This is a genomic window from Alteromonas pelagimontana, assembly GCF_002499975.2.
In the GTDB taxonomy this organism is placed as follows: domain Bacteria; phylum Pseudomonadota; class Gammaproteobacteria; order Enterobacterales; family Alteromonadaceae; genus Alteromonas; species Alteromonas pelagimontana.
In genome coordinates, this window is sequence record NZ_CP052766.1 from 3,735,718 (window position 1) to 3,758,930 (window position 23,213).

The 23,213-nt window shown below is 43.5% G+C and carries 22 protein-coding genes; 9 read left to right on the forward strand and 13 right to left on the reverse strand.

Going from position 1 to position 23,213, the window contains the following annotated elements:
- Position 1: 1 nt before the first annotated feature.
- The gene (locus CA267_RS16480; protein WP_075609773.1) at positions 2-490 is read left to right on the forward strand and encodes a CvpA family protein; all 489 of its coding nucleotides are present in this window, start codon (positions 2-4) and stop codon (positions 488-490) included.
- A gap of 14 nt (positions 491-504) precedes the next feature.
- Positions 505-2,022: an amidophosphoribosyltransferase gene (gene purF, locus CA267_RS16485; protein ID WP_075609772.1), complete on the forward strand. Its 1,518-nt coding sequence runs from the start codon at positions 505-507 to the stop codon at positions 2,020-2,022.
- 236 nt (positions 2,023-2,258) lie between these two features.
- Here the strand turns inward: purF and CA267_RS16490 are convergent, their stop codons facing one another.
- The gene (locus CA267_RS16490) at positions 2,259-2,858 is read right to left on the reverse strand and encodes a Yip1 family protein (RefSeq protein WP_075609771.1); all 600 of its coding nucleotides are present in this window, start codon (positions 2,856-2,858) and stop codon (positions 2,259-2,261) included.
- A 256-nt stretch (positions 2,859-3,114) separates the two neighbouring features.
- On the opposite strand from CA267_RS16490, the gene miaE reads away from it, so the two are divergent.
- From miaE to CA267_RS16505, 3 genes are read left to right on the forward strand one after another with little or no spacing between them, the layout of a single operon-like run.
- Positions 3,115-3,903, forward strand: coding sequence for a tRNA isopentenyl-2-thiomethyl-A-37 hydroxylase MiaE (miaE, locus tag CA267_RS16495; protein ID WP_075609770.1), 789 nt, complete (start codon positions 3,115-3,117; stop codon positions 3,901-3,903).
- 27 nt (positions 3,904-3,930) lie between these two features.
- Positions 3,931-4,965, forward strand: a complete 1,035-nt coding sequence (locus CA267_RS16500) for a hypothetical protein (RefSeq protein WP_075609769.1) — start codon at positions 3,931-3,933, stop codon at positions 4,963-4,965.
- Positions 4,958-6,868, forward strand: coding sequence for a DUF3857 domain-containing protein (locus tag CA267_RS16505; RefSeq protein ID WP_075609768.1), 1,911 nt, complete (start codon positions 4,958-4,960; stop codon positions 6,866-6,868). The genes CA267_RS16500 and CA267_RS16505 overlap by 8 nt, the downstream gene beginning before the upstream one ends.
- A 123-nt stretch (positions 6,869-6,991) precedes the next feature.
- Here CA267_RS16505 and CA267_RS16510 read toward each other — a convergent pair whose 3' ends face one another.
- Positions 6,992-7,426, reverse strand: coding sequence for a thiol-disulfide oxidoreductase DCC family protein (locus tag CA267_RS16510; RefSeq protein ID WP_075609767.1), 435 nt, complete (start codon positions 7,424-7,426; stop codon positions 6,992-6,994).
- Between the two features lie 229 nt (positions 7,427-7,655).
- Between CA267_RS16510 and CA267_RS16515 the strand changes: the two genes are divergently transcribed.
- Complete coding sequence (locus CA267_RS16515; protein WP_232367657.1) at positions 7,656-8,846, forward strand: NRAMP family divalent metal transporter; 1,191 nt, start codon at positions 7,656-7,658, stop codon at positions 8,844-8,846.
- Positions 8,847-8,936: 90 nt separating this feature from the next.
- Here the strand turns inward: CA267_RS16515 and CA267_RS16520 are convergent, their stop codons facing one another.
- From CA267_RS16520 to CA267_RS16530, 3 genes are all read right to left on the reverse strand, one after another.
- Positions 8,937-9,173, reverse strand: a complete 237-nt coding sequence (locus tag CA267_RS16520; RefSeq protein WP_075609765.1) for a DUF2798 domain-containing protein — start codon at positions 9,171-9,173, stop codon at positions 8,937-8,939.
- Positions 9,174-9,429: 256 nt separating this feature from the next.
- Complete coding sequence (locus CA267_RS16525; RefSeq protein WP_139316251.1) at positions 9,430-9,660, reverse strand: hypothetical protein; 231 nt, start codon at positions 9,658-9,660, stop codon at positions 9,430-9,432.
- 345 nt (positions 9,661-10,005) lie between these two features.
- Entirely contained in the window at positions 10,006-10,419 is a 414-nt protein-coding gene (locus CA267_RS16530) for an RrF2 family transcriptional regulator (RefSeq protein WP_075609763.1), read from the reverse strand.
- A 129-nt stretch (positions 10,420-10,548) separates the two neighbouring features.
- On the opposite strand from CA267_RS16530, the gene CA267_RS16535 reads away from it, so the two are divergent.
- A complete protein-coding gene (locus CA267_RS16535; protein ID WP_075609762.1) occupies positions 10,549-11,445 on the forward strand; it encodes an NAD(P)/FAD-dependent oxidoreductase in 897 nt (298 codons plus the stop codon).
- A 288-nt stretch (positions 11,446-11,733) separates the two neighbouring features.
- On the opposite strand, the gene CA267_RS16540 is transcribed toward CA267_RS16535, so the two are convergent.
- The 3 genes from CA267_RS16540 to CA267_RS16550 are packed head-to-tail and all read right to left on the reverse strand — an operon-like array spanning position 11,734 to position 15,193.
- Positions 11,734-13,554, reverse strand: coding sequence for a DUF3732 domain-containing protein (locus CA267_RS16540; protein ID WP_075609761.1), 1,821 nt, complete (start codon positions 13,552-13,554; stop codon positions 11,734-11,736).
- Positions 13,551-13,994, reverse strand: coding sequence for a three component ABC system middle component (locus CA267_RS16545; RefSeq protein ID WP_075609760.1), 444 nt, complete (start codon positions 13,992-13,994; stop codon positions 13,551-13,553). The genes CA267_RS16540 and CA267_RS16545 overlap by 4 nt, the downstream gene beginning before the upstream one ends.
- On the reverse strand, positions 13,991-15,193 hold the full coding sequence (locus CA267_RS16550; RefSeq protein WP_075609759.1) for an ABC-three component system protein: 1,203 nt from the start codon (positions 15,191-15,193) through the stop codon (positions 13,991-13,993). Before CA267_RS16550 ends, CA267_RS16545 begins: the two co-directional genes overlap by 4 nt.
- A gap of 1,873 nt (positions 15,194-17,066) precedes the next feature.
- Between CA267_RS16550 and CA267_RS16555 the strand changes: the two genes are divergently transcribed.
- Together CA267_RS16555 and CA267_RS16560 are read left to right on the forward strand one after the other, a co-directional pair.
- Entirely contained in the window at positions 17,067-17,237 is a 171-nt protein-coding gene (locus CA267_RS16555; protein WP_075609757.1) for an acetyltransferase, read from the forward strand.
- Entirely contained in the window at positions 17,237-17,638 is a 402-nt protein-coding gene (locus tag CA267_RS16560) for a type II toxin-antitoxin system death-on-curing family toxin (RefSeq protein WP_075609756.1), read from the forward strand. The genes CA267_RS16555 and CA267_RS16560 overlap by 1 nt, the downstream gene beginning before the upstream one ends.
- A 219-nt stretch (positions 17,639-17,857) precedes the next feature.
- Here CA267_RS16560 and CA267_RS16565 read toward each other — a convergent pair whose 3' ends face one another.
- The 5 genes from CA267_RS16565 to lpxH form a co-directional block, all read right to left on the reverse strand.
- Positions 17,858-18,355 (reverse strand): LURP-one-related/scramblase family protein, encoded by a 498-nt coding sequence (locus CA267_RS16565; RefSeq protein WP_075609755.1) that lies wholly within the window; start codon positions 18,353-18,355, stop codon positions 17,858-17,860.
- A gap of 403 nt (positions 18,356-18,758) precedes the next feature.
- The gene (locus tag CA267_RS16570) at positions 18,759-19,307 is read right to left on the reverse strand and encodes a hypothetical protein (RefSeq protein WP_075609754.1); all 549 of its coding nucleotides are present in this window, start codon (positions 19,305-19,307) and stop codon (positions 18,759-18,761) included.
- A gap of 511 nt (positions 19,308-19,818) precedes the next feature.
- Entirely contained in the window at positions 19,819-21,591 is a 1,773-nt protein-coding gene (locus CA267_RS16575; protein WP_075609753.1) for a flotillin family protein, read from the reverse strand.
- A gap of 17 nt (positions 21,592-21,608) precedes the next feature.
- Positions 21,609-22,241: a YqiJ family protein gene (locus CA267_RS16580; protein WP_075609752.1), complete on the reverse strand. Its 633-nt coding sequence runs from the start codon at positions 22,239-22,241 to the stop codon at positions 21,609-21,611.
- A gap of 189 nt (positions 22,242-22,430) precedes the next feature.
- Positions 22,431-23,165: a UDP-2,3-diacylglucosamine diphosphatase gene (gene lpxH / locus CA267_RS16585; RefSeq protein WP_075609751.1), complete on the reverse strand. Its 735-nt coding sequence runs from the start codon at positions 23,163-23,165 to the stop codon at positions 22,431-22,433.
- Positions 23,166-23,213: the final 48 nt, after the last annotated feature.

Sequence of the window (23,213 nt, forward strand, 5' to 3'; positions counted from 1 at the left end):
GATGAATTGGGTAGACTTTTCCATTCTGGGTATAATTGCGGTATCTACCCTGATTAGCCTGGTTCGAGGGTTTGTTAAAGAAGCCATTTCATTGGTGGTATGGTTTGGGGCGCTGTTTATTGCCAGCCAGTTTTACGCCGATTTGGCAATTTATTTTACGCGAATAGACGACGAACTCTTACGTAATGGCGCAGCCATTGCCGTTCTGTTTACCGCCACGTTGCTGTTGGGCGGTATGGTGAATTACATAGTGGGGCAGCTCGTTCAGGCTACAGGATTGTCTGGTACAGATAGAGTTCTTGGCGCAGTCTTCGGTGCGTTAAGAGGCGCACTTATTGTTAGTGCATTGTTGTTCTTTATGGACACCTTCACCCCCTCTGCCACATCGCAATGGTGGATGAATTCGGTGCTGATCCCGGAATTTGCAGTCATTATTGAGTGGTTTTTCTCTTTTGTGAAAGGCAGCTCCAGTTTTTTAACACCCGCTTGAAATAGGTAACGCAGATGTGTGGTATTGTCGGAATAGTTGGTAAAACGCCGGTTGCGCAGTCACTTTATGATGGATTGACCGTGTTACAACACCGTGGACAGGATGCCGCAGGTATTATAACCATTGATCACAACAGGTTTAATCTTCGCAAAGCTAATGGTTTGGTGCGCGACGTATTTCATACTCGTCACATGAAGCGCCTGACAGGAAATATGGGAATTGGCCATAATCGTTACCCCACAGCGGGAACATCCAGTTCAGCAGAAGCGCAACCATTTTATGTTAATTCTCCCTTTGGTATTGCCTTCGCCCATAATGGAAACCTGACGAACTCTCACGAACTACAGGAAGAAGTTTTTCGTATTGCCCGTCGGCATATTAATACTTCTTCAGATTCTGAGTTGTTGCTTAACATTTTTGCTCACGAACTACAAAGTTGTGCAGAATTAACTGTTACTGCAAAAGATATTTTTAAAGTCGTTACTAATGTTCATAAGAAAATCCGCGGTGCTTATGCCGTAGTCGCCGCTATTATCGGGCAAGGACTGGTAGCATTTCGCGATCCCAATGGTATTCGGCCGTTAGCGTTAGGTAAACGCGTTACGGAAATGGGCGAAGAATATATGGTAGCTTCCGAAAGCGTCGCGCTGGATGTTGTAGGGTATACCTTTATTCGTGACGTAGCTCCGGGTGAAGCCGTCTATATCACTGAACAAGGTGAACTATTCACACAGCAATGTGCTGAAGCACCGGCTTCTGCTCCATGTATTTTCGAATTTGTTTATTTTGCCCGTCCTGATTCTTTCATCGATGGCATTTCTGTTTATGCTTCCCGGGTAAACATGGGAAGAAAGCTGGGTGAAAAAATTGCCAGAGAGTGGGGCGATCTTGATATTGATGTAGTGATACCCATTCCGGAAACTTCTATGGATGTGGCTTTGCAAATCGCTACGACGCTGAATTTACCTTATCGTCAGGGATTCGTGAAAAATCGCTACATCGGTCGTACATTTATTATGCCCGGGCAGACGATGCGGAAACAGTCTGTCCGGCGTAAATTAAATGCTATATCCTCTGAATTCAGAGGCAAAAACGTATTGCTGGTAGACGATTCCATTGTGAGAGGAACCACCTCTGGGCAGATTATTGAGATGGCCAGAGAGTCAGGTGCCAAGAAAGTCTACTTCGCATCAGCAGCACCGGAAATTCGTTTTCCTAACGTATACGGTATTGATATGCCCTCTGCTAATGAATTAATTGCCTATGGCCGTGAAATAGATCAAATCGCTGACTTAATTCAGGCCGACGGCTTAATTTTCCAGGATATCAGCGACTTGGTTTCTGCTGTCCGGGAAGAAAACTCAGATATTCAACGGTTTGAAACGTCAGTGTTTGATGGCAATTACATTACTGCTGATATCAATCAGGAGTATCTTGAGCGTATCGATTTAGCTCGCAGCGAAAAAGCACGTCAGGCTCCAGTGGTGCAGGCTGAGTTAAGCAATCTCGATATGCACAATATGGACTCATGATTACTCGTTAGCCAAAAAAAGCCGCACTTGCGGCTTTTTTTCACTTTAATACTAATCCACCTTGATGTGTGATTAGTTTAAGGTCCTATTCAAAACGGAAATCCACAAAAGATTACAACTGTTACGCTTTTTGATATTTCGCTCTGCTGACGTATTTCTGCTTCAGAAGTTTTGCCAGAAAATCTTCACTTATCAATGAAATCGCCGTAAATCTGGTATGTCTCTTCAATGCAGTGTTAATGCATATAAACCGGCCCGAAGCCCATGCTCCACATTATGACAGATGTAGCCATCAGGATTGTGAGCAACACCAAACCGCATGTCACTACAGAACTGGCATAGATAAATCCTTTCTCTTCAGGAATATGCATGATGATTGGAACTCCTGAGTAAAGCAGGTAAATCGAGTAGGTTAATCCCACCAGTCCCATCGCCATAACGAACCACAACTCTGGGTAAAATCCCGCAAGTCCCACCATAAACAATGGAGTGGCGGTATATACTGCCAGTTCCAGTGATTGCGTGTAGGAGGGTTTGGCATCAAATGCATTGGCAAGTTCATGGATTAGGATTGCAAGCGCCATCACGCCTACAATCAACCCGAGGTACATACCAATTCCCAGTGAAATCGCACTTTCATTAGTGAGCTTAATTAAATTGCCTGCTCCTATGCTCCAGCCCAAATGTGCGGCAGAATAGTAAGTCACCAAAGCCGGAATAAGTGCAATGACTGCGACATGACTCATCGCATAAAAATAATTCTCGTGCCTGCTATCAATAGATTGCCATTCTTCTCGGGGATGGGTGTAAATTCCTACAAGGTGGTTCAGTATCATAAGCGTCACCGTTTATTATTAAACTGTTGGAGGGAATAGCTTTTTCTCTTTGTTAAAAAATATAACATTAAATTTACATTCCCAGGGTGGAAGATGTCAATCATTTTGTTCAAAAAATGTTCTTTTCCCCTGTTGCATTATCTTTTGAGGTCACGCGATGAAACAGGGCTCGCGGTAGTAGGAATACCGATTGTGCTGTATCAATATGGTGAGAAGAAAGGGTAAAATACAGTTATTTTTATAAGAACTATCGCTTATGTCTGTTGAAGAACTAACTGATCCCATTAAACGTTTTCTGCTTTGTGAAACCCCGCAGTCATGGATTCTCAAAGCCCGGAAACCAGAAAATTTACCCGGCCTGCTAATTGATCACTGTAACTGTGAATTAAAAGCCGCTCAAACCGCCATGTTGTTACTCAGGCGCTATGCTGTTGATAAAGAAAATGGGGATCAGTTACTGAACTGGCTGAAGCCCTATGAAGATTTTGTCTACCGTCAGCAGGGCGATGGCAACTTTGAAGGCATGCATAATGGCTTAAAAAAAATGATCAATGCGCAGGGAGATAGCGACTATGGTCATGATCTGGTAACCAAAATGGTGTTGTTAATTAAAGAAGAATTGCATCATTTTCAACAGGTACTCGATATTTTATCGGGCAGAGGTATTGAATACAAAAATGTAGCTGCGGGGCGCTACGCCCGCGGATTGATGAAGCACGTTAAAACCCATGAGCCTGATACGTTAATTGATAAATTAATTTGTGGTGCTTATATTGAAGCACGTAGTTGTGAACGATTTGCCAGGTTAGCACCGTATCTGGATAGTGAACTTAATCGGTTTTATGTGTCATTGCTTCGCAGCGAAGCCAGACATTATGAGGATTATCTAACGCTCGCCAAACAGGTGGCGGGAAAAGACATTACAGACCGTGTCAGGTTTTTTGGTGAACAGGAAGCTGCGCTTATCTCTTCGCCTGATGCTGATTTTAAATTTCATTCCGGCGTACCGCATCAAGCTGTGGTTGCAGAGTATGCTGGTTCCTAAAGTTGTTGATTGAGGTACAGGGACGTTATGCAGACACCCTCTGAAGCACCGGTGACCGCACCCCCTCGCAGAAGCTTTCTGGCTGCTCTGCTTTTTTTCTGTACAGCGGGTTTGTATGCTCCCATCTGGTTTGCTCTGGTTATTCGAGATTGCAGACGTATCACTGGCCAGGCGCTCAGCCCATTCTTGTGGATCTTTGTTCCAGGCTTCTTTTTTCTGCAGCCTTTTGCTCTGCCTCGTTTTTTTCATGCTTTACGTGATGCAGAAAAGGCGGTGGGTGTAAAAGGTTGGCGCAGCTTTACCGATCATATCTGGATGGCTGGTTTTTTCGCCTGTTCCCTTTACTTCTGGATAAGTTATCTTTTTGGTACAGAAGATTACATAGACATTCTAGTTTTTCTAGCCAATCTTATCTGGCTCATATTGCTTCACCACCGCATTAACCGTCTGCGTCGATGCTGTAATAACGCGCCTATCATGCCCAGATACGCTGGCTACAATCCTATCGAATGGGCTGCGGTTGTTGTCTTCGCCCCAATTCTGGCCGCTATTTTTGGTTATGTATTGTATCAACAAATTTCACTGGCAATGATTAAAGAATACGAACCCTTGTCGACGGTTGAGCTCGCAGAAAAAGGTATTTCTATTCCTTTGTCACAAAGTGGGTGGCGCCCCCTAAAAGTAAGAAAAGCAGACAAAGGCGAAGCCGTATTTAAGATGATGGGCCCGCTGAAAACTATGAATTACCTGGTCTACATTTATAGCGATGGGGATTCTTTTAATCTGCTGGCAGAAAACCGCTATCAGGCGTTTATTGATAATATGGATGCGCCCATTTGTTCTTCACATCGTGAGCTTAGAGGCAACTCGGCGCGTCTGCGTTCTTTTATCGTGTGCGAGGGAACAATGGACGGCTCTCATCAGTTGTATGTTTCTACCTTACTGGAAGGCAACAAACGTTTTGTGGAAATAGCAGGCTCGTTCTCGGGTTCACAGCGGGAGCTGAAAAAATACCGCGATGCTTTTATTGCAGATGCACAAGGATTAAAAATCAATGACTAAAATTCTTGTCACTTTTCTGCTGGTATTATCTGCAGCCCCCGCATTAGCAATAACCAAAGATCCCGCTTTGGCAGAAGAGGCCACAGCTGCATTATCTTCCATTGATAAAAGCGCTTTTACGACGTTGACGGCACTGTTAGAGGACGTAAAAGTACAGGCACATCAGGATGAGATTGTAACCAAAGTTACCCGAATCTGGTACTACCCCACCAAAACATCAGTGCAAGATTCAGGATATGAATCTGTCCCTTTCAGCAGTAACGATGAAACCCTTACCATTCTTGCCGCGGGTAGCATAAGTCCTGCAGGTGACGTGCGTTGGGTGGACGAAGCCGGCCTTAAAATTATTGATGATGACAGTTACAACACCTTCACCGACGGCAAGCGTATGGTAGTGTCATATCCTGCAGTGAGCGTGGGTGGTATGTCGGTGATTTCTTACGAGATTCGCCATCCAGTCACTGAAAAGACACCATTCTGGTCTTTTCACAGTTACCCTCAGAGAAAGGCTCAGGTGGTGAATTACCGTTTTCTTGCCAGCTGGACGGAGCAACAACCTTTACATGCCGCATCAGACAGCGACAATGTGCAGTGCGAGCAAAAGGAGTATATCTTCAGTTGTAAAGGTGAAAATATCGACCCTGTTAAAGCGGATAAAAGTATTTCCGTGGGAGATGATGTCGGTAAAATTTCGGTGAGTTCGCTGAGCAATTGGCAAGCAGTACAGAAAATTGTAAATAGCGGTTTCGACGTAGCAATATCAAATAGTGCCGGAATAGCAGAAAAAGTCACCGAGCTCACTAGCAATTTAACCAGCCAGCGCGCAAAAATTGGGGCTATTCACGAGTTTGTCTCACGGGATGTTCAGTTTGTCTCACGGGATGTTCGTTACGTTTCCATGTCTGAGCAAGGCCACGCTATTGTGCCGCACAAAGCAGACGAAACCTTGCGCAACCGCTACGGTGACTGTAAAGACAAAACAGCGTTGCTGTTAGCTATGCTTGCTGAAATAGATATTGATGCGGAACCCGTGCTGGTAGCAACAGAGCGCAGTCGTCCTGCCAGTGTGCTGCTTCCATCGGTTACGCTATTTGATCATGTTGTGGCGTGTTTTGACTGGGAGGATTCGCGATATTGTCTGGATCCCACCGATGCCTATACCAGCTGGCAAAATGTGCCAGACTGGATTCAGAACCGAGTGTCTCTGCCATTAGAAAGCGAGGCGCAACTGCAAAATCTGTTAGCTGACAGTTACCGTTGGCGACTACACTCTCAGACGACTATCCGATTTAACCCCAGCGGCGGGCAGACAGAGAAGCAGAGGGTATCTTTTGAAGGCGCGTACGAAAGCCAAGTCCGCGGTATTCTGGCGCGTCAAAATGAGAAGGAGCGTAATGAATGGGCCGTAGAGCTTTATCATGATACCGTCGCAGATTCCGCTGACCCTGCTATATCCTTTTCTGGTGTTGAGACTGTCAATCAGGAGCTGTTTATAGAAACGCTCACTGAATTCCCATCCTATTTTGATCCTGATGATGGTATTAATCTGGACGAAAATGATGCCTGGTTGGCGCACGAACTGTCCACGGCGAAAATCCAGAATAAGGTTTACGATGTATTTTATGCGGGCTCGCGAGTGGTATCGGAATACCAGTTTGTTTTTCCCGAAGACTGGGAAATAATCCGATTACCGGCTGAGTTGAATCTGCAGCATCCCCTCGGCAGTTTTACTCGAACCGTCTCCCGTCGCTTTAACGGCCAACATGAACTTGTACTGACGGTAAAAAGCAAATTACTGATTCATTCGCGGTGGTTGGAAAAGAATAATTTTGCCCAGTTTAACGCACTGGTTGATGTATTTCAGAGCCAGACTCATATTGTCTTTGCTGGGCAGAAAGGGTAGTGCTTTTGGAGAAGCAACTGAGTATTGTTATTGATCGACGGAGTTGCCGCCATCGAAACAGGGTAAGTTGATTCCGCATTCGGACAGCGATCAACAGGCATTAAAACTAAATCTAACGCAAGCTTAGGAAATAAAGCGTGCACGCTTTTCTGCTGATGGCGCTACGCACTGTTCACGCTTACCAAATAGTCGGTACCGGCGGCGGGCGACCCAACGGTAACAAGCGTCCCTTATCGGCGCTGGAAATATCATCGCCAATCTTAACCAGGGCCAAAAGCCAGTGAGGTCTCTGGTTATTTCCAATGCTGCGGTGGAATAGAAATAGCATTGTCTGTTTTTAATAAGCACAAAGGTATCTTCTCCCAGATTATTTATTCCCAACTCCGCTGCTAGCCTGACAGCCACATCTGATTGCATAGGCAGGAACGCGAACTTTGCCGCTGGATCACGCTTGATAATGAAATCTACCGAGCGATTGCAAAAGCGGCAGATACCGTCGAATATCACGATATAACGTTCTTCAGTTTCTTCAATTAAACGGTTCACGTTGTGAGCCATCTATTTCCCCCTTCTAAAGCTGGAACAGAGAAGCGTAATGTCGCTGCATGGTCAGAAGAAAAAAACTCCTGACGAAAACTATGTTAGCTGGGTTAGTATTACACTAGGTTAGGCGATGTTGTCATAAAAACAGGATATATGTGTCGTGGTCCAGAATACCCTTTCGCATGCTGAAGGCCCACAAAACACCCTCAAAAAGCTAATCCAACTGCTAGGGCCGGGTGTATTAATGGCCACCGCAGCCATTGGCGGTAGCCATTTAGTGGCATCAACACAGGCAGGTGCTCAGTTTGGCTGGCAATTAGTGTTACTTATTTTTCTGGTAAATGTGCTGAAGTACCCGTTTTTCCGCGCCAGTGTCAGTTATACCATCAGTTCGGGGGAAACGCTTCAACAGGGTTACAATCAGATGGGGAAGGGGTATTTACTCATCAGTTTTATACTCAACAATGTTGCTGCTGTGGTAAATTCAGCAGCGCTGCTAATGTTTTCCGCCAGCTTACTTGGCTACTTTTTGCCATTTTCATTGCCGATTTCCTGGCTTGCAGGAATGGTTCTACTTGCCAGTTTGCTGATTCTGATCGCCGGTCATTTTGCCGCGCTAAATCGAGTTGCCAAGGTAATTATGGTTTTGCTGGTAATCGCCACTGTGGCCGCTACGGCAGTGGCCTGGTATCAAGGTCCCGTTGCCCCACCGACTTTTGCGTCGCCTTCACCCTGGACATTAGCAACCATCGGCTTTCTTGTGGTCACCATGGGCTGGATGCCAGCTCCCATCGAAATTTCAGGTATTACGTCATTGTGGTTGAAACAGCAAAGCCAAACTCAAAAAGTGACCGCAAAATCTGCGTTGTTCGATTTTAACTTGGGATACATTACGACGTTACTGCTGGCGCTGGTTTTCCTTGCACTAGGTGCGCTGGTTTTGCATGGAAGTAGCGAACCTTTAGCCAGCGGTGGTATTGGTTTCTCACATCAACTGGTAAACCTGTATGCTGTTACAATTGGTGAATGGTCACGCTATCTCATTGCGCTCATCGCTTTTCTGTGCATATTCGGCTCAGCGCTTACCGTTTATGATGGTTATTCCCGAGCCCTGGCTGAGGGTTACCTTCTGCTAAAAGGAAAGTCTGACGTTCCCAATTTCCTGTTTGTTCGTTGGCTACTTATTGTTGCTGCGGCAAGCTTTGCAATTGTGCTGTTTTTTAAAGCCGCGTTACTAGCGATGTTGTCATTCGCAATGACACTAGCTTTTATTACCACCCCCATGTTTGCCTGGCTGAATCACAAGCTGGTCCACACCGCAGCTATTAAACCAGAACTGCAGGGCGGGTTATGGCTGCGATTACTAAGTTATACAGGGCTTGCGTATCTCTTCGGATTTTTGATGCTATTTATCGCCTGGAGGTGGTACTTGTAAGGCGAATACTCATCCACCTTGACGTGTGATCAGATCAAGGTGGATTGGTATAATAGCGACACGGCACGCTAAAACTCCCGGTGATTGCTGCTATCGTGTAGGAGCAGCATCCTGAGTGAGCCTAATGGCGATAGCAAATGCCACTTTACTGACAAGAAGGGACAATACAAATGCAATGGGCCAGGCTGACATAAAATGGATAGGCCAGGTAAGTAGCCATTCTTGGGTGAATCCGAGCTCAAGGCAGCTGAAAATGCCGGTCATTAATGCCGCCATCATAAAAGAAATGAGCGCTTGCGCAACAATGATTGTTTTGGGTGAATGCATAGTCAATTCCACTATTCTTGTGGTGCTTGACAGGTTTAAACCGAGCAGCACCACCTGGATTAAAAGATGATGCCGTGGGTTCGCCAGCAGGAGCGATGACATCTCGCGGACGCGAAGGCTGGAAGAACACTTTGCCAGCCTAAGCCATTAGCAAATGCACTGAAGCTGGCACAAGAAGAAATAGCGCACTATTTGGCTCTGCCCTAAAGTAGGATATCCCGGGTAATAAACCTCTGTTAAAGCGCCATGAAGGCAATTAATCTTCTTTTTGAAAGCCTCTGAATTTGTAGCCTAGGCACATATCAGAGCGCGAAACTGCGCAGTGATCAAAATGCTCAACTTCTGCGTTTTCCGTATGCGGTGCAGTTGCGCCACAAAGTTTACAATAGATTTGATTTGCGGATTCACGGATGCCAATCAATTCTGCGCCATCAATCAGCTCCATGATGATCATTTTCATATCTTCTCGTGAAACATTCATCTCCACACTTCTTTCCTCTTTATTTGGGGAATAACCCCGCGACCAAACGAAACTGGGCAAATTTTATAGGAAGGAAAATAGCCGGTCTGTATGCGCGTTAATACCGTTATGTAGATTCACAATATGTTGAATAAATGAAATGACCAGCCGATTCGTTAATTTTCTTACTAAGTTGCTCAAATAGTTAAACCAACTAGCTGATTAAAAAGAAGATATTGAGAAATTCATTAAATTGGTTGGCGACAGAAAGCGAAAGAGAAGAGAAGTGAGTTTGCTCCAGTTATTTGGTGATCTGGTCGAGCATGAAACAAAAAGAAGTTTTCGTGAACCCAATCTTGTGCTGAGGCTGCTCTACACGCCAAAGCCTTTTGCCAGTTGCGCAAGGGTAATGGTCTTAAATCTTTGCAGCAAAAGAGATTCCGCTTCGGTTAAAACGTCGCTAATTGCCTCATTAACCGCCATTTCTATCGGACAATTATTGTGTTCGTCGGTTAAACCTATAGCAAACACCGAAGACTCGCCCAACGCTTCATGAATATCAAAAAGGGTAATATTCGAAAGAGGTGTTGCCAGCGACCAGCCGCCATTATGACCTTTTAATGAGGTTACATAACCCTTGGCTTTCAACAACGCCATCGTGCGACGCACGACTACCGGATTGGTATTCAACATTTTCGCTAACACTTCTGATGTAGCGGGTTTACCGTAAGATTCCAAATGCACCAGCACATGCAATACACGCGACAAACGACTGTCTTTTCTCATCGTGATTCACCTCTTAATACCATCTTTTAATGCGGCAGTTAGTTTATCATGAAACTTCTAAGGTTACATATATTGCGGGTGCTAATATTTTATGTAACTATAGTTGTTACGTATGACGGGAGAACACTTATGAATTTTGATGTAATTATTGTTGGAGGAAGCTTTGCAGGTTTGTCGGCAGCAATGCAGTTGGTGCGTGGTCGCAGACATGTACTTGTCATTGACGCGGGAATGCCTCGGAATCGGTTTGCTGTTGCCTCGCACGGCGTATTTACTCTTGATGGTAAAACGCCGACCGAAATTAGGCGAACAGCGCTTGAGCAATTAAACAATTATCCAACATTTACTCTACGGAGCGGATATGTTGAAACTGCACAAAAGGACGCAGAAGGATTCGTAGTAATCACAAAAGCAGGTGATGTTTTTCGCTGCAAAAAGCTGATACTGGCCACAGGACTTCAGGACACCTTGCCACCCATCCCGGGTTTATCTGAGCGTTGGGGAAAAACCGTAGTACATTGTCCGTATTGTCATGGCTTTGAACTACGCGACCGACCTTTGGGTGTCGTTGCCACTAGCGCTATGTCTGTTCATCAGGCTGCAATGATCCCTGAGTGGGGAAAAACCACCTTTTTTACACAGGGTGTCTATACTCCTGACGACGAGCAGTACACTTTACTGAAAAAACGCGATGTGGCTATTGAAACGTCGCCCATTATTCAAGTAAACGGAGAAGGGGAAGCAATAACATCTGTTACCGTGCAAGATGGCAGAGAACTGGCACTGGAAGGCCTGTGTATAGGGCCAAAAATCAATGCACGAAATGCATTGGTTACTGCATTGGGATGTGAACTTGAACCCTCTCCGTTAGGAGATATCGTAAAAGTTGATGGCATGAAAGAAACCAGCGTAGCGGGAATATTTGCCGTAGGGGACATGTCAGCGCCCATGCAAAATGCGACCTTTGCAATCGCTTCTGGCGTAATGGGTGGGGTTGCCGCACACAGAAGCCTGATATTCGGATAAATATCGCAGCGTGAAAGAAGTAGTGTTCGTCCTTTAGTTTCTTACCTGTACGGGCTCGTATACGATCTAACACTAGCGGCACTTTGACCTTCGCTAAACATGGGGGGCTGCTTTGTACGTAAAGCGGACCCTCAAGTATTAACTCACCCGTGACATCCCTGTCACGGAAGGTCACAGCTGGACCTACACCGAGTTTTCTGTCTCTTCGATTAAACCTTATGAGAAGGTTTTGGCCTGATTTTTACTCTGATCCTATTAATTTATGCCGTTCCAATTTAGTTTCAAGATTTAGTTTATTAACCCATAACCATTAACTAGCTCTCGATCAACCAGTTTAAAGTTTGAAAGCTCTAGATTGACCCAATGAGCTTCAGGGATGTGTTCCATCAAAATGACTTGAATACCTCCCTTATCTTTCATTGCTTCTACATACATATCAATTTCTTTCAATGCTAGATCTAGACTGGCGATATCATCAGAGTTCTCCAACGTATAAGGCGTACTTACCTGATCAAAAACTAAGAAATGTGCAAGCCAAGGAACTGAATTCTCTCTCGCTACTTTATGCAGAGCCATGAAGTAAGACAAATGCAAGTACAAGTAATTGGATGCACTGCCAATATCAATCATCTTCTCGACCGCTTCCCCTTCATTAAGAACTAGATTAATAGCACGTTCTTTTTCTAAAAACACTGCTTGGCTGTTCTCATATCCTTTGAGTTTCAGTCGGCTTAAATGCAGGTTGATATACCTATTGAGCTTACCCATAACAAATTCACGTTTAGACTCGATATCTTGAACATAACCACTAAGATCTTCAATTTTCTTGTCAATTTCGGAAAGCTTCTCTTTGTAATCAATTGGAATCGAGCGTTCAGAGAAAAGCTCTACTTTCACAGATAGCTTCCCCTGATATCTATATATATCTTCAGGCGAAGATAGAACCTTGCTAGTAACCTTAAGCTTGCTTATCTTTACCTTTAGTTCGTCCAACTCTTTCTTCAATACCTTAGCTTTGGCATTTACATCAACATATAGAGGTGACTTCTTCCTTGTTTCCCAACTGTGTTTCACTCTAGTTAGCTGCTCTTCTAACGCAAGCAAAAGATCGCTTGTGTGAGTTCCCGGGAGTGTCTCACTATACCTATCAAGAATGTATTCAATCGGAAGGATAGAATCGCCACTCTCCTTTAAAAGAGATTGGTAATTGCTAAAATCCTCATTGAATCGCTTAAACTGCTGTAATTTCAAATTTAGCTCTAACTGTTTAGACTCAAGATCTTTGAGTTTGATACCTGCCTCGCTAAATTGTTCTATATTCGATTCGGCTATCGACTTTAAACTGCTTAAAGTATCTTTGATATCTTCGTTAGGTTTTTCGAGAAGCCCAAGAGAAATTGCTTCTTCTTCTAGTTGCTCTACATCTTCCTGAAAGTGAAGCTGCTTTTTCTGCATCACCTCCGAGCGTTGCTCTAAGCTTGAGCGATCCCGTTTGAGCTTCTCAAGACGTTCAGTGATAATTGCACCTTCACTATCCACAACGCCTAACGCCATACGAAATGTTCGCTCTATACGTTCGATAGTTTTTATATCTCCAGGTCTGTTATATAAATAGTCAGGTGCAACTAGAGCACTTTGATCTTGATAGCAATAGCTCAAAAAATTACGGAAAGATACTTTAGAACCAGCCTTTACGGTTCTACCCCCATAGGGAACTTTCAGCTCACCATCCAAGCCAAAAGACTTATCTAGCACCTTCTTTAGTGTATCAACTTTCATATTATTATATGGAAGTTCTGGTATTTGGCCTTGATCTGAAAAATAAGCTTCCTTTGTCTCACCTGCATGGTAGGCAGGCCTCGCAATAGTTATATCACCATCACCTGTTTGTAATTTCAGCCCATACCACGAGGACTTATCATCAATATTATGCTTGGATATACCGTCCGCCTTCGAAGAAAGCAAACAGTAGTCAATAATGTGGAGAATTGAAGACTTACCCTTACCTGACTCACCAGTAATTACGTTAACTGAATTAGTTGATAACTCAAGGTTTCGGAGATTACCATTTTTCTGCCAGATTAATATATTTTTTATTTGAATAGTCATATTTTCAATCTTAATAAAGAATACAATTCTTCAGGTTCTGAAGTTAGAAATTTCGACAAATTTTCCGATGCCAAAGTAATATCACCAAATTTCTTCCCTAAATAGTCGTCCGAACTAATCGTATAGTTTGTATATGTAAGGACACTATCTTCAATAGAGAATAAACCAAGTTCTATCCCCATCGAAATTGCATTGCTTGTAATTATAAGATAGTCAGTAAACTTTTCATTAAATCCAATAAAGTAATCACTTTTCGAAGTTACTAATTCTTGAGCAGATAGAACCGATGTTCCTTTTCGTTTTAGATAGCTTCTTATTTTCTTATCAAAAGCCAAAGGTATTATCAAGTAGGCATTGGCTACACTTAATGAACCAAGATAAGATAGCACTGACTGTATAGCTAACAACCCAATAGCTTCATTATTTAACACCCTATTCATTTAGTGCCACCGTAGACTTTTTTCCAATCCTTTCGCCAACCAATCCAACGCAAATCAGATAACTCCATACCTTTTCCAATAACCATCGGCTGCGCTAAGATGGAGTTAGATACAACCAAATTTGTATCTTCCAAGTTATATAAACAATTTCTAGCAAGAGTCATATGATTTTGCTCATTACTAACATCTTGTCCGTTATAATTCCGTTTATGTAGAGATCGCCAAGATGAATATAACTCTTCATTTACCGCCTCATCTTCTGTCGTACTAAATTCACCTTCAGAAATCATTTTCTGAATAAACATAGATGTAGCCGCATATTCCATTGCATATTCAACAATATCATCACTATCTATACTTATATCTTCTAACTGCTTAGCAAATACGCCATCTTTAGGATTGATATTATTTATGTTTTTAAAGCCATGATAACTCGAAAAATCAACTTTCCTGTCTTGGAATAGTTTAATAACGCGGTCAAACTGAAACTCTTTTCTAAACGTACCAAAGTCAATTCTCAGTTTATTGCCACCTTTAATTAATTCATATTTCTTTTTCCTATAGACACCAATCAACTGATAGACGACATCTAATGACTTATTATTGTCAATTGAGAAGTATTCAATCTTACTTCTCAGTCTGTCGAAAATATCTGTCACAGAAAATATGAAGACGATCTTGCTAAATAGTCTGTCTTTTTTTTCTGAGGTCAAACTATCAACATAATCAACATATTTTCTAACAGGGTTTTCTGCTGCGCCTTCTTCCTTAATAGATTCTTTTTCATCTATATCAGCCTTGATTGAAGAGATTATTTCTTCGATATCAGTTAATTTGATGGTAGTTTGATCTAACTGCTCAACGAGACCTTTTCTTATTGTTTTCTTCTTATTTGTGAAAAAGATAAGTTGAATATCATCATCTGAAATACATTCAAGAGCCTTGCTCCAGTTGTAAAGAGTTTTCCAAAGGTCTAAGTCTCTATTTGTTACAGCTTCAGTCTCATCAACAGAGTGCTTAACTTGAATTAACGCTTTTCCGCCGTGAATTCTCTCATGATGAACATCATCTAAAACTTCAAGACCAACACTTTCTCCTTGTTTCATATCAATGAGATATTCAAGGCACACAAGATCTTGGTAGTCGAAACCCAACTGGCTTTTATCAGCAGCTACCTGTTCAAAAAAATCATCTGACATCAAAGCCTCAACAAATGCATTTGTTTAACTAAATAAATGGAGTCAGAGTTAACTTTTGAGGGAGGTGGTTGGCTTTTCATTCCCTTAATGGCGTGGTCGATGCTCGAGTCGAGTTGGCCTAGCTCTGTCCTTGATTGGTGATACTTTAATCTATTTTGGAACATTAATTCAATATGCTTCATCATACTTAACAGAAATTTTTCTTTAAAAATAACAGCTTGTATCATGCTGTATCAAATGAAGCTAAATTGAAGAGACGAATAACCCGGTGCAGGTGCGTCTACGGACGTTGATGGCATGGCCGTTCCTTGACACCCATGTCATCACGGCATTTGTGAATCCCTTCACATCAGATGCCATTGTCGAGTCTACAGGGATGTACTTGCGGCGTGGAGCAGAAGTACCTGCACATAAGCTTGCTGCAAGCAATTAAGCCCCATTGAAGGTTTGACCTTCGAAGATACGTAACAAATAAGATGTAGCCGAGCGCGACTAAAGCTATTCCCAAACTAATACCAAAAATGCTAAACCTTCATTCCAAGGCCAACAAACTTTGGGGCATAAATGAGTTAATCCTTCACTGAACGTCCGCTTTTTGTCTATTTATGCCCGTCAAGGCTCGCTGTAGGGCAGCTCCGTCCGTAAAGCAGCTGTTGGTTCATTGCAATTTTAATGGCAGCTTTGAGCGATACAACGTACATCATTAGCTCAATGCGTGAGGCTGGCTGCTGCCCAAAGCGGACAACGTGGAGCGAGGCCCCTCAACCCAAAGTATTGGTTTTAAGAAACAAAAAAAGGTTATTCAGCATTACGCGGAATAACCCTGTTCAAAAAGCTTGTTAGAGAACTTATTTAAAGAAAGCCTGGCCGGTTAAGAAATCCACTTCCTAGGGCATTTTGATATTGCTGTCAACCCCTCGAAACTCCGTTGGATATTGCATTCTCAAATTCATCTTCTGACGGCGTTTGATTAACTTCTCTTTGACATCCATGCCGCGTTGCTGTGCCGCCTCGCACATAAGCTTTCCGAATGCTCGTTTTGACTAAAGCCGCCATTGTTTACAACCATTGCGACGTCAGCGCAAAACCTGATAGAAAACATCAATATCAAGCGACTTTGCAATTTCGAGAGTATCATCTACCTCAGTGTTTAAGTATTTTACGGGGCTTTCAGTTTTTTGTGACCTAAGAGAAGTTGAACAACCCGCAAGTTCTTTGTTTTCTTGTAGATCAGATCGGCTTTAGTTCGGCACAGGGTATGCGTCTATAGAACGTTACCTCAAGCCCCAGCTTTTCAATCCATCCATGAAAATACGCTTGTATTGCCTGGTACAAATATGATCTTCTAACGACCTGATGGAAGGAAACAAATAATTACGGCTGGTTAGTCCGCTTTGTCGCACTCACTCGAGAATCCATTTCGTAGTGTCTCCGGTAACTTCAAATAGCACAGGGCTAATCGGGTTTTGTTGGATGACGTGAGCGCGATACAAAGCTGCGCCGCCGCACGTTACATATGTGACGCGCAGTCCTACCAAATAACAACCTCGTAACTTACCCGCAGGAGCCAGGTTAAAAAGTGTCAGGTAACGCTTGTTATCTTCCAACCCCAGTATGATACAAATACCTGTGAGAAATCTTAAGTGGGCGCTTCTGTCCTATAATGCGGTGTTGGTTCCGCGGGGGCTTGCAGATGCCATGGCTATCCTGCGAAGGTCTAAGAGAAAAGTATGGCAGAAAACACTGAAAATGCTAAATTACCGAAATGGTTCTAACGATAAACCGTATGCTGGACGCTATTTGCGGCCCTTCAAGCTAATGTTCTTCCTCCCAAATCAGGTATATACTGTAAGTCTATTTTTCCGAGGTTTTTATGAATACTAAAATTGAAGTGTACGGCGTTAAAGCTGTTCAACGCCCCAAAATTGCAGCCAGTAAGAAACTTGATTTGTCTGGTGAATATGGTCAGCAAATTGTTAAATCTGAAACCAAACTGGTTTTAAGAACCCATAAGCGAACCTTCGAAAAACTCGCTGATATGTAATGGATCTGATTTTTTTTCCCTTTGAACGCGTTATCGAAATTAATGTGTTCATACTCGAAAACGAACCTGGGATGAAGGGCGCCGCTGATATCAATAAACTTCAGGGAGCTTTAGGCAGAATAGACAATGCTATTGCTTATCTTGGCTTAGACGACGTTTTCGAAATTGCAGCAAAATATGCAGCGTCAATCGCGCTTTCCCATTCATTGCCGGATGGCAACAAACGAACTGGTTTAGCCGTGGCGCTGGAATACCTTTCCCTTAATGATTTTGAACTGACCGCCGACAATGACCTGTTTGCAGATGCAATAAGAGATTTAGTTGTAGGTAAAATAGACGAGTCAGATTTTGCAGATTTGCTTTACGCCCAGTATGTGTCAGAACAAGATGCTACTTCATAAAAGAGGCAATGGTCTTTGCTAAAGAGCAGGTGTATCGATGTCCGCTTGGTGCTAAAAACTGTTTAACACGACGTTTGCGCTAAATTCCGCTTTTCGCTCAGACGAGACCACCGCCTTCGGTGGCGACGGCAAAAGTTCGCTTGATTCTGTTCGTGCCATTTCCGGTGCGTTGATCTGTCAATTGACCAAAAAAACGTTTCCACTGAGCTGATTGAATAGTCAGTCTGAATCGTTTCTATCACTTTTTCTGTCAAGATGCAGGACTACCATAACAATAGAAGTGAAAAGTTCGTCCTCAGTTTTGTCACCATGCACTTGAATGCTATGGGTATCCCGCAATGTCAGAATCTTTCCCTTGGCGGACGCGATACAATTATTTCCCCGTGTGACCCTGAATTTAAGATCCCAAAAGTTTCCCCGTATTTCTGTACCGTCATACTGACCTCCAATGACGCTATAAGCGCGAGTCCAAGAGAACAGATGCCTCTTGATCATAAAGTTCCCAAGGAATGATTCCATATTATATGTAGGCATCCAAGCCCATATTTTCCTCTTCACTGTTGCGATTTGCTTCCCGCTTTTATTCAGTGTCCAAGTGCGACAGAATAGCGAAAATTGCCCATTCGCATCATATAAGGCTTCACCATTTTCATCACCAATGGACATTCGTCCTCTAAAACTCATTAACTTATTGCTGATGGATAATACCGTAGACATCTACTACTCCTTTGTACTTCTAAAGGCTATGGGATGAAGGGAGGCTATTTATACAATTTCTTATCCAAATGCCCCTCCTCCACGCATCCCGGCAAAATGCATGATGTAGCGTGTTCCGAAAATGCGCAACAACACATTCGAAGCGGCCACTCTCCCCCTTGCTTAACCTTAAGAAGAAAAATCAGGCGTCACTTTGCGTGGATAGTAATTTTCGCACGCTTGTTTTTATTGCTGAACTGAGGTGGGTGTCCTTCAAACGATCCCGCTTCAAAATTCCCCCACAACGCCATGACTATCCCATGAACAGAGTTGTGAACTACGATTGTGAAAGCTTGCGAGCGGTGAAATTGGGCGAGCAGAAGGGTAAGCAGATCAGCATGTTCTGCTTACCATCACAACAGGATTATTTCAATAGCGCCGGAAAGTTCGGGTCTGAAAATATCGTTGTGTTCAGCTTCTGCACTGCAGGCACAAAAGAACGCTGCATCTCAGAGCAGGCTGAAGTGGCTAGATAGCTTGACTCATAATCGTAGCGAGTTTTAACGTCAAGCGTGTTGCCATTTGAGGATGACAGGGAAATATCGAATTCCCAGTAAGCATTACCGATTACGGTACTGCCGTATATGTCATTCAGGTTGGCAGTGATGACCGTCTGAGATTCATCGTCATAAAGGTCAGCGACAACCATTTCAGACACAATTGAATCTCTGATGTAGGTGGCAAACGTTTTACCTTCTGGTGTGCCTACTGGAGAGGATAAACGACACATAATCTTTGATTCATTCTTCCCGGAATCTGTGAATTCACCAATGTTGGCTTCGACACTTTGTTTTGCGAGACCGCGAAGTGCGATGGTGTTTTCTGTTGAGGTAGCGTAAGTGTGTACCTTATTAGCACATCCAGTTGCAAAAAGGGTGACACACAAAACCGCTGAGGCTTTTAACTTGTTCATTTGATTTTATCCATGCCCAGGCTAACGACAAATCACAATCGGGCATTATCAGGTGTGATTGCCATAACTACGTTATACATTTCTCAGAATGCGCAGAAATAATACATTATTATTAGTCGGTTGGAAGTGTTAACCCGAAATTTAGTATTCCGATTAACATTGCTAGTCTCCCGAATAGTAAGCATTAAGTGGGCTAGCACAGACATTTTTTGTCTGTCATGGATGCCATATTTGCTAAATCGTCGATTCCTGAACTACGAGGCTTGGGGATGGTTTATTAAGCTGAGCATCTTCTGTTTATCTAAAGCAGAAAAACGACATTGATAGTCTCGAAGACTGCTTCTCGCACATAACCGCCTGTCAGGTTTACCTAAACCCTGTTCTTGACAGCTGTCGGTTTAACTTCGAAATTATTCATCTTATTAGCAGTAACATCCCGCTTTATAATCAGTGTGAAATGAAGCCATTGCCCTCAGTGCTCGAAGGCCCTTTGGGCTATGGCTTACTTTTATTATAGTTTTGTCGGTGGGGTTATTTCTTCTGGTGCTTCAACAGCCTGACCATTGCATTCGTCCGCACCGTTAAACTTACTTGCTGCATTTGTCGCGGAGGCAATAATCGGATTATTGCCACTCAGTAAGTCGTGCAAGGAGCCGGATTGCTTGTCTACCATGCCCAAATCTCTAAGCATGGCGTCAATCATAGGGGCGTTCGCACGATAGTTAAGGGCCGCAGTGGTGACTTGATCAGCAATGCTGCCGGTATGAGTTACAGAAGATGAAGCGCCAGACGCACTGTGTCCATACCCTTGAAGGATCTTGATCCCTTCAATATTTTCCAGCGGCTTAACAGCACTGGCGATAATTTCAGGAAGAACCTTTAAAATTGCCAAGGATTTCTGTAAGTCGATTTGTTCATCTTTGAGTGTATTCTCTGCTTCGTACAGCGCCTGTTTACCGGCGGCTTCAACCGCAAGAACTTTTTCATCCGCTTCGGCTTGTAATATTTTTGCATCTGCAGAAGCTTTGGCTTCCGTAAGAATGGCTTCTGCGGTACTGCATGCTGCTTCTTTTTTCGCTTGAGCTTCCACTGTTATTCCAACAGCTTCGCGTTCAGCTTCTTTGCGCGCATCAATAACTTCAATTTCTTTGCGCCGATGGGCTTCGGCAACCTGACGCGCGGTAATAACAGCTTCTTCCTTTTCAACTTTGCTTTTTTCTGCTTCCGCCGCTTTCGCGCGGGCTGCTGATTCTTCTTCTGATTTTCCGGCAACCGTTATTTGCTTTATTTGTTCAGCAACTTCGACTTCCTGCTGTTGGCGAATACGGGCTTGTTCCAGAGCCTGGCGTTTTGCTATTTCCTGCGTTTCTATTTCACGGGATTTCTCAATTTCCGCCGCTTCGATGGCACGTTCTCTTACAATACCGGCTTCTCTTTCTTCCCGCTCTTTTTGTTCTCGCTGTTTGGCTATCTCAGCTTTTTGTTCCTGACGCTTGAAGGCCAATACCTGTTGCTGTAATAACCGAGCTTCTTCTTCATCGCGTTTTATTTCCAGTGACTGTTTTTCCGCTTCAAGATTCCGCTGCTCAATTTTAATACGATTTTCCTGCTGAATATCATTGGTTTCTTTGCGCTTTTCTTCAATAATTTTCGCCAGTCGCGCACGCCCTTCGGCGTCGAACGCGTTATTTTCATTAAAAAACTGCAGGTCTGTCTGATCGAAGCCGGTCAAGCTCACCGACTCCAGTTCTAAGCCATTTTTCTCAAGGTCGTTGGCGACGCTTTGCTGAACCTTCTGGACGAAATCAGCACGTTGTTCATGCATTTCTGTCATGGTCATTTCGGCAGCAACAGCTCGCAGCACATCAACAAACTTTGATTCCATCAGCTTTTTAACTTCTTCCGCTCGAGTGGTGCGTGTTCCGAGGGTCTGTGCTGCCATAGAAATACCGCTTGCATTGGGAGCGACACGAAGATAGAAATCCGCTTTTACATCAACCCGCATCCTGTCTTTGGTAATAAGCGCATCTTTTTGCGTTTTTTCCACCTCAATTCGTAGTGTATTCATGTTGACAGGAATAATCTCGTGAACCACCGGGAGCACAATGGCGCCGCCGTCTTTTATCACTTTTTCACCGCCGAGGCCGGTGCGCACAAACGCTGTTTCCTTAGTCGCCCGGGTATAAAGTTTGGCGAAAATTAAACCAATTGCTAGCAGCGAAATAACGATAATCCCCGTGACTACCAGCATAAAAGATAAATTACTACTTGAGAGCTGTTCCATGTTCGATCCTTGTTTAACTATTTGTAACGCGTGGCAAGCCAGCCGCGCAGTCCTTTTTTTACTAAAATAATTTTTTCACCCTGGCTAAAAACTTCCTGAGCTTCAAACGGTTCAACCAGTACATAATGTGCCTGAGCATACTTGTCTACAAATTTTGCTTCTGCAGGGCTGCCAGGGCGGGCGGTTCCAATGGTAATTTTGGCAATTGCACCGAAATACTCGTCATCTGAAATGGCAGAGGTTTCGTTTTTAGGTAAAAGCGGAGCTATCCTTTTGCCTATACCACCAGTAAGAATGAGCGCCGAAACAGAAGCCACAGGTAAAGATAAAAGGGCGGGAATCAGGCTTTGAAAAAATTGTTCGTAGAGATAATTAAGAAGATAGCCGGTAAGGCCAAACAGCGTAAGAAAGATGATAACCCAAATCATCAGAGGGAGTTTGTCGAGGCTCAGCCAATTTGCAAAGGCTGTGGGGTGACCAACATCAATGTCAGTATCCGAAGTAAGCTCATACCCGGGTATATCGTCGAAAACACCTAACAAGCTGGCGCCGAATAACAAGCCAATGCATTCGACAACAAACAGTACAACCACAACGCCTATTGCCACGCTGAACCAGAAGTTGGCATCGCTGAGCAGAAAAGAAAACATAATCACCATCCTTGATGAAAACAATATGTTGAAAAGGTTATATCATAAATTAAACGTAAAACCAGCAGATGCTTTAGAAATTCGTATCAATTCTGCGTTAAATGAGCACACACCGAAGCAAATACAGCTTAGGACAAAATTTTCCGCAGATTTTTTCCGATCAAATTCGACATCGAAGAATGGCAGGCTCTATTGCTTAAAACAAAAACTTCTTTTTTCCAGCTCAACATCTGAGGCGCTGACGCGCAATACAGAGCCTTGTTCATACCAGTCTCCAAGCACGATTCGCGTCGCTGATTTTCCATTTACCACTAATGAATGGATATTAGGGCGGTGGGTGTGACCGTGTATTAACTGCCGCACCTGATAGTGTTCCATTACTTTTACGATTTCATCTGGCGTAACATCCATAATTTCAGCTTTCAAATGTTTTTGGTTTTCGACGCTTTCTTTTCGACCGTTTTCCGCCACTCGCTGGCGCACCCATAGTGGCAAGGCAAGCATTAGCCTGGGCCACCACCATCCCCGGGATTTACGGCGAAATTTTTGATAAGCAAGATCCCGGGTACATAATTCATCACCATGGGTAATCAAGGTGGGTTGCCCATAAAGATCGATGACTTTTTGCTCTGGCAAAATAATAATTCCTGCCTTATCAGCCCAGGTTTGCCTGATAGCAAAATCTCTATTGCCGTGAATAAAGTAAATCGGGATCTTCTGACTTAGTAGTTTAAACGCTTTAGCAATGCTGTTATTAAAGGGAGTGACATTATCGTCGCCAATCCACACTTCAAAGAGGTCGCCCAATACGTATAGTGCTTCAGCCTTGGGAGCGTCATGCTCTAAAAACTGCATTAGACACGCGGTGATATCGGGCCGATCAGCGCTTAAATGAAGATCAGCAATAAAGTAGGTAAATGGCATGAATAAACTGACTGGCTAGGTAAGGGACGGGCACAGCAAGCCGTACCC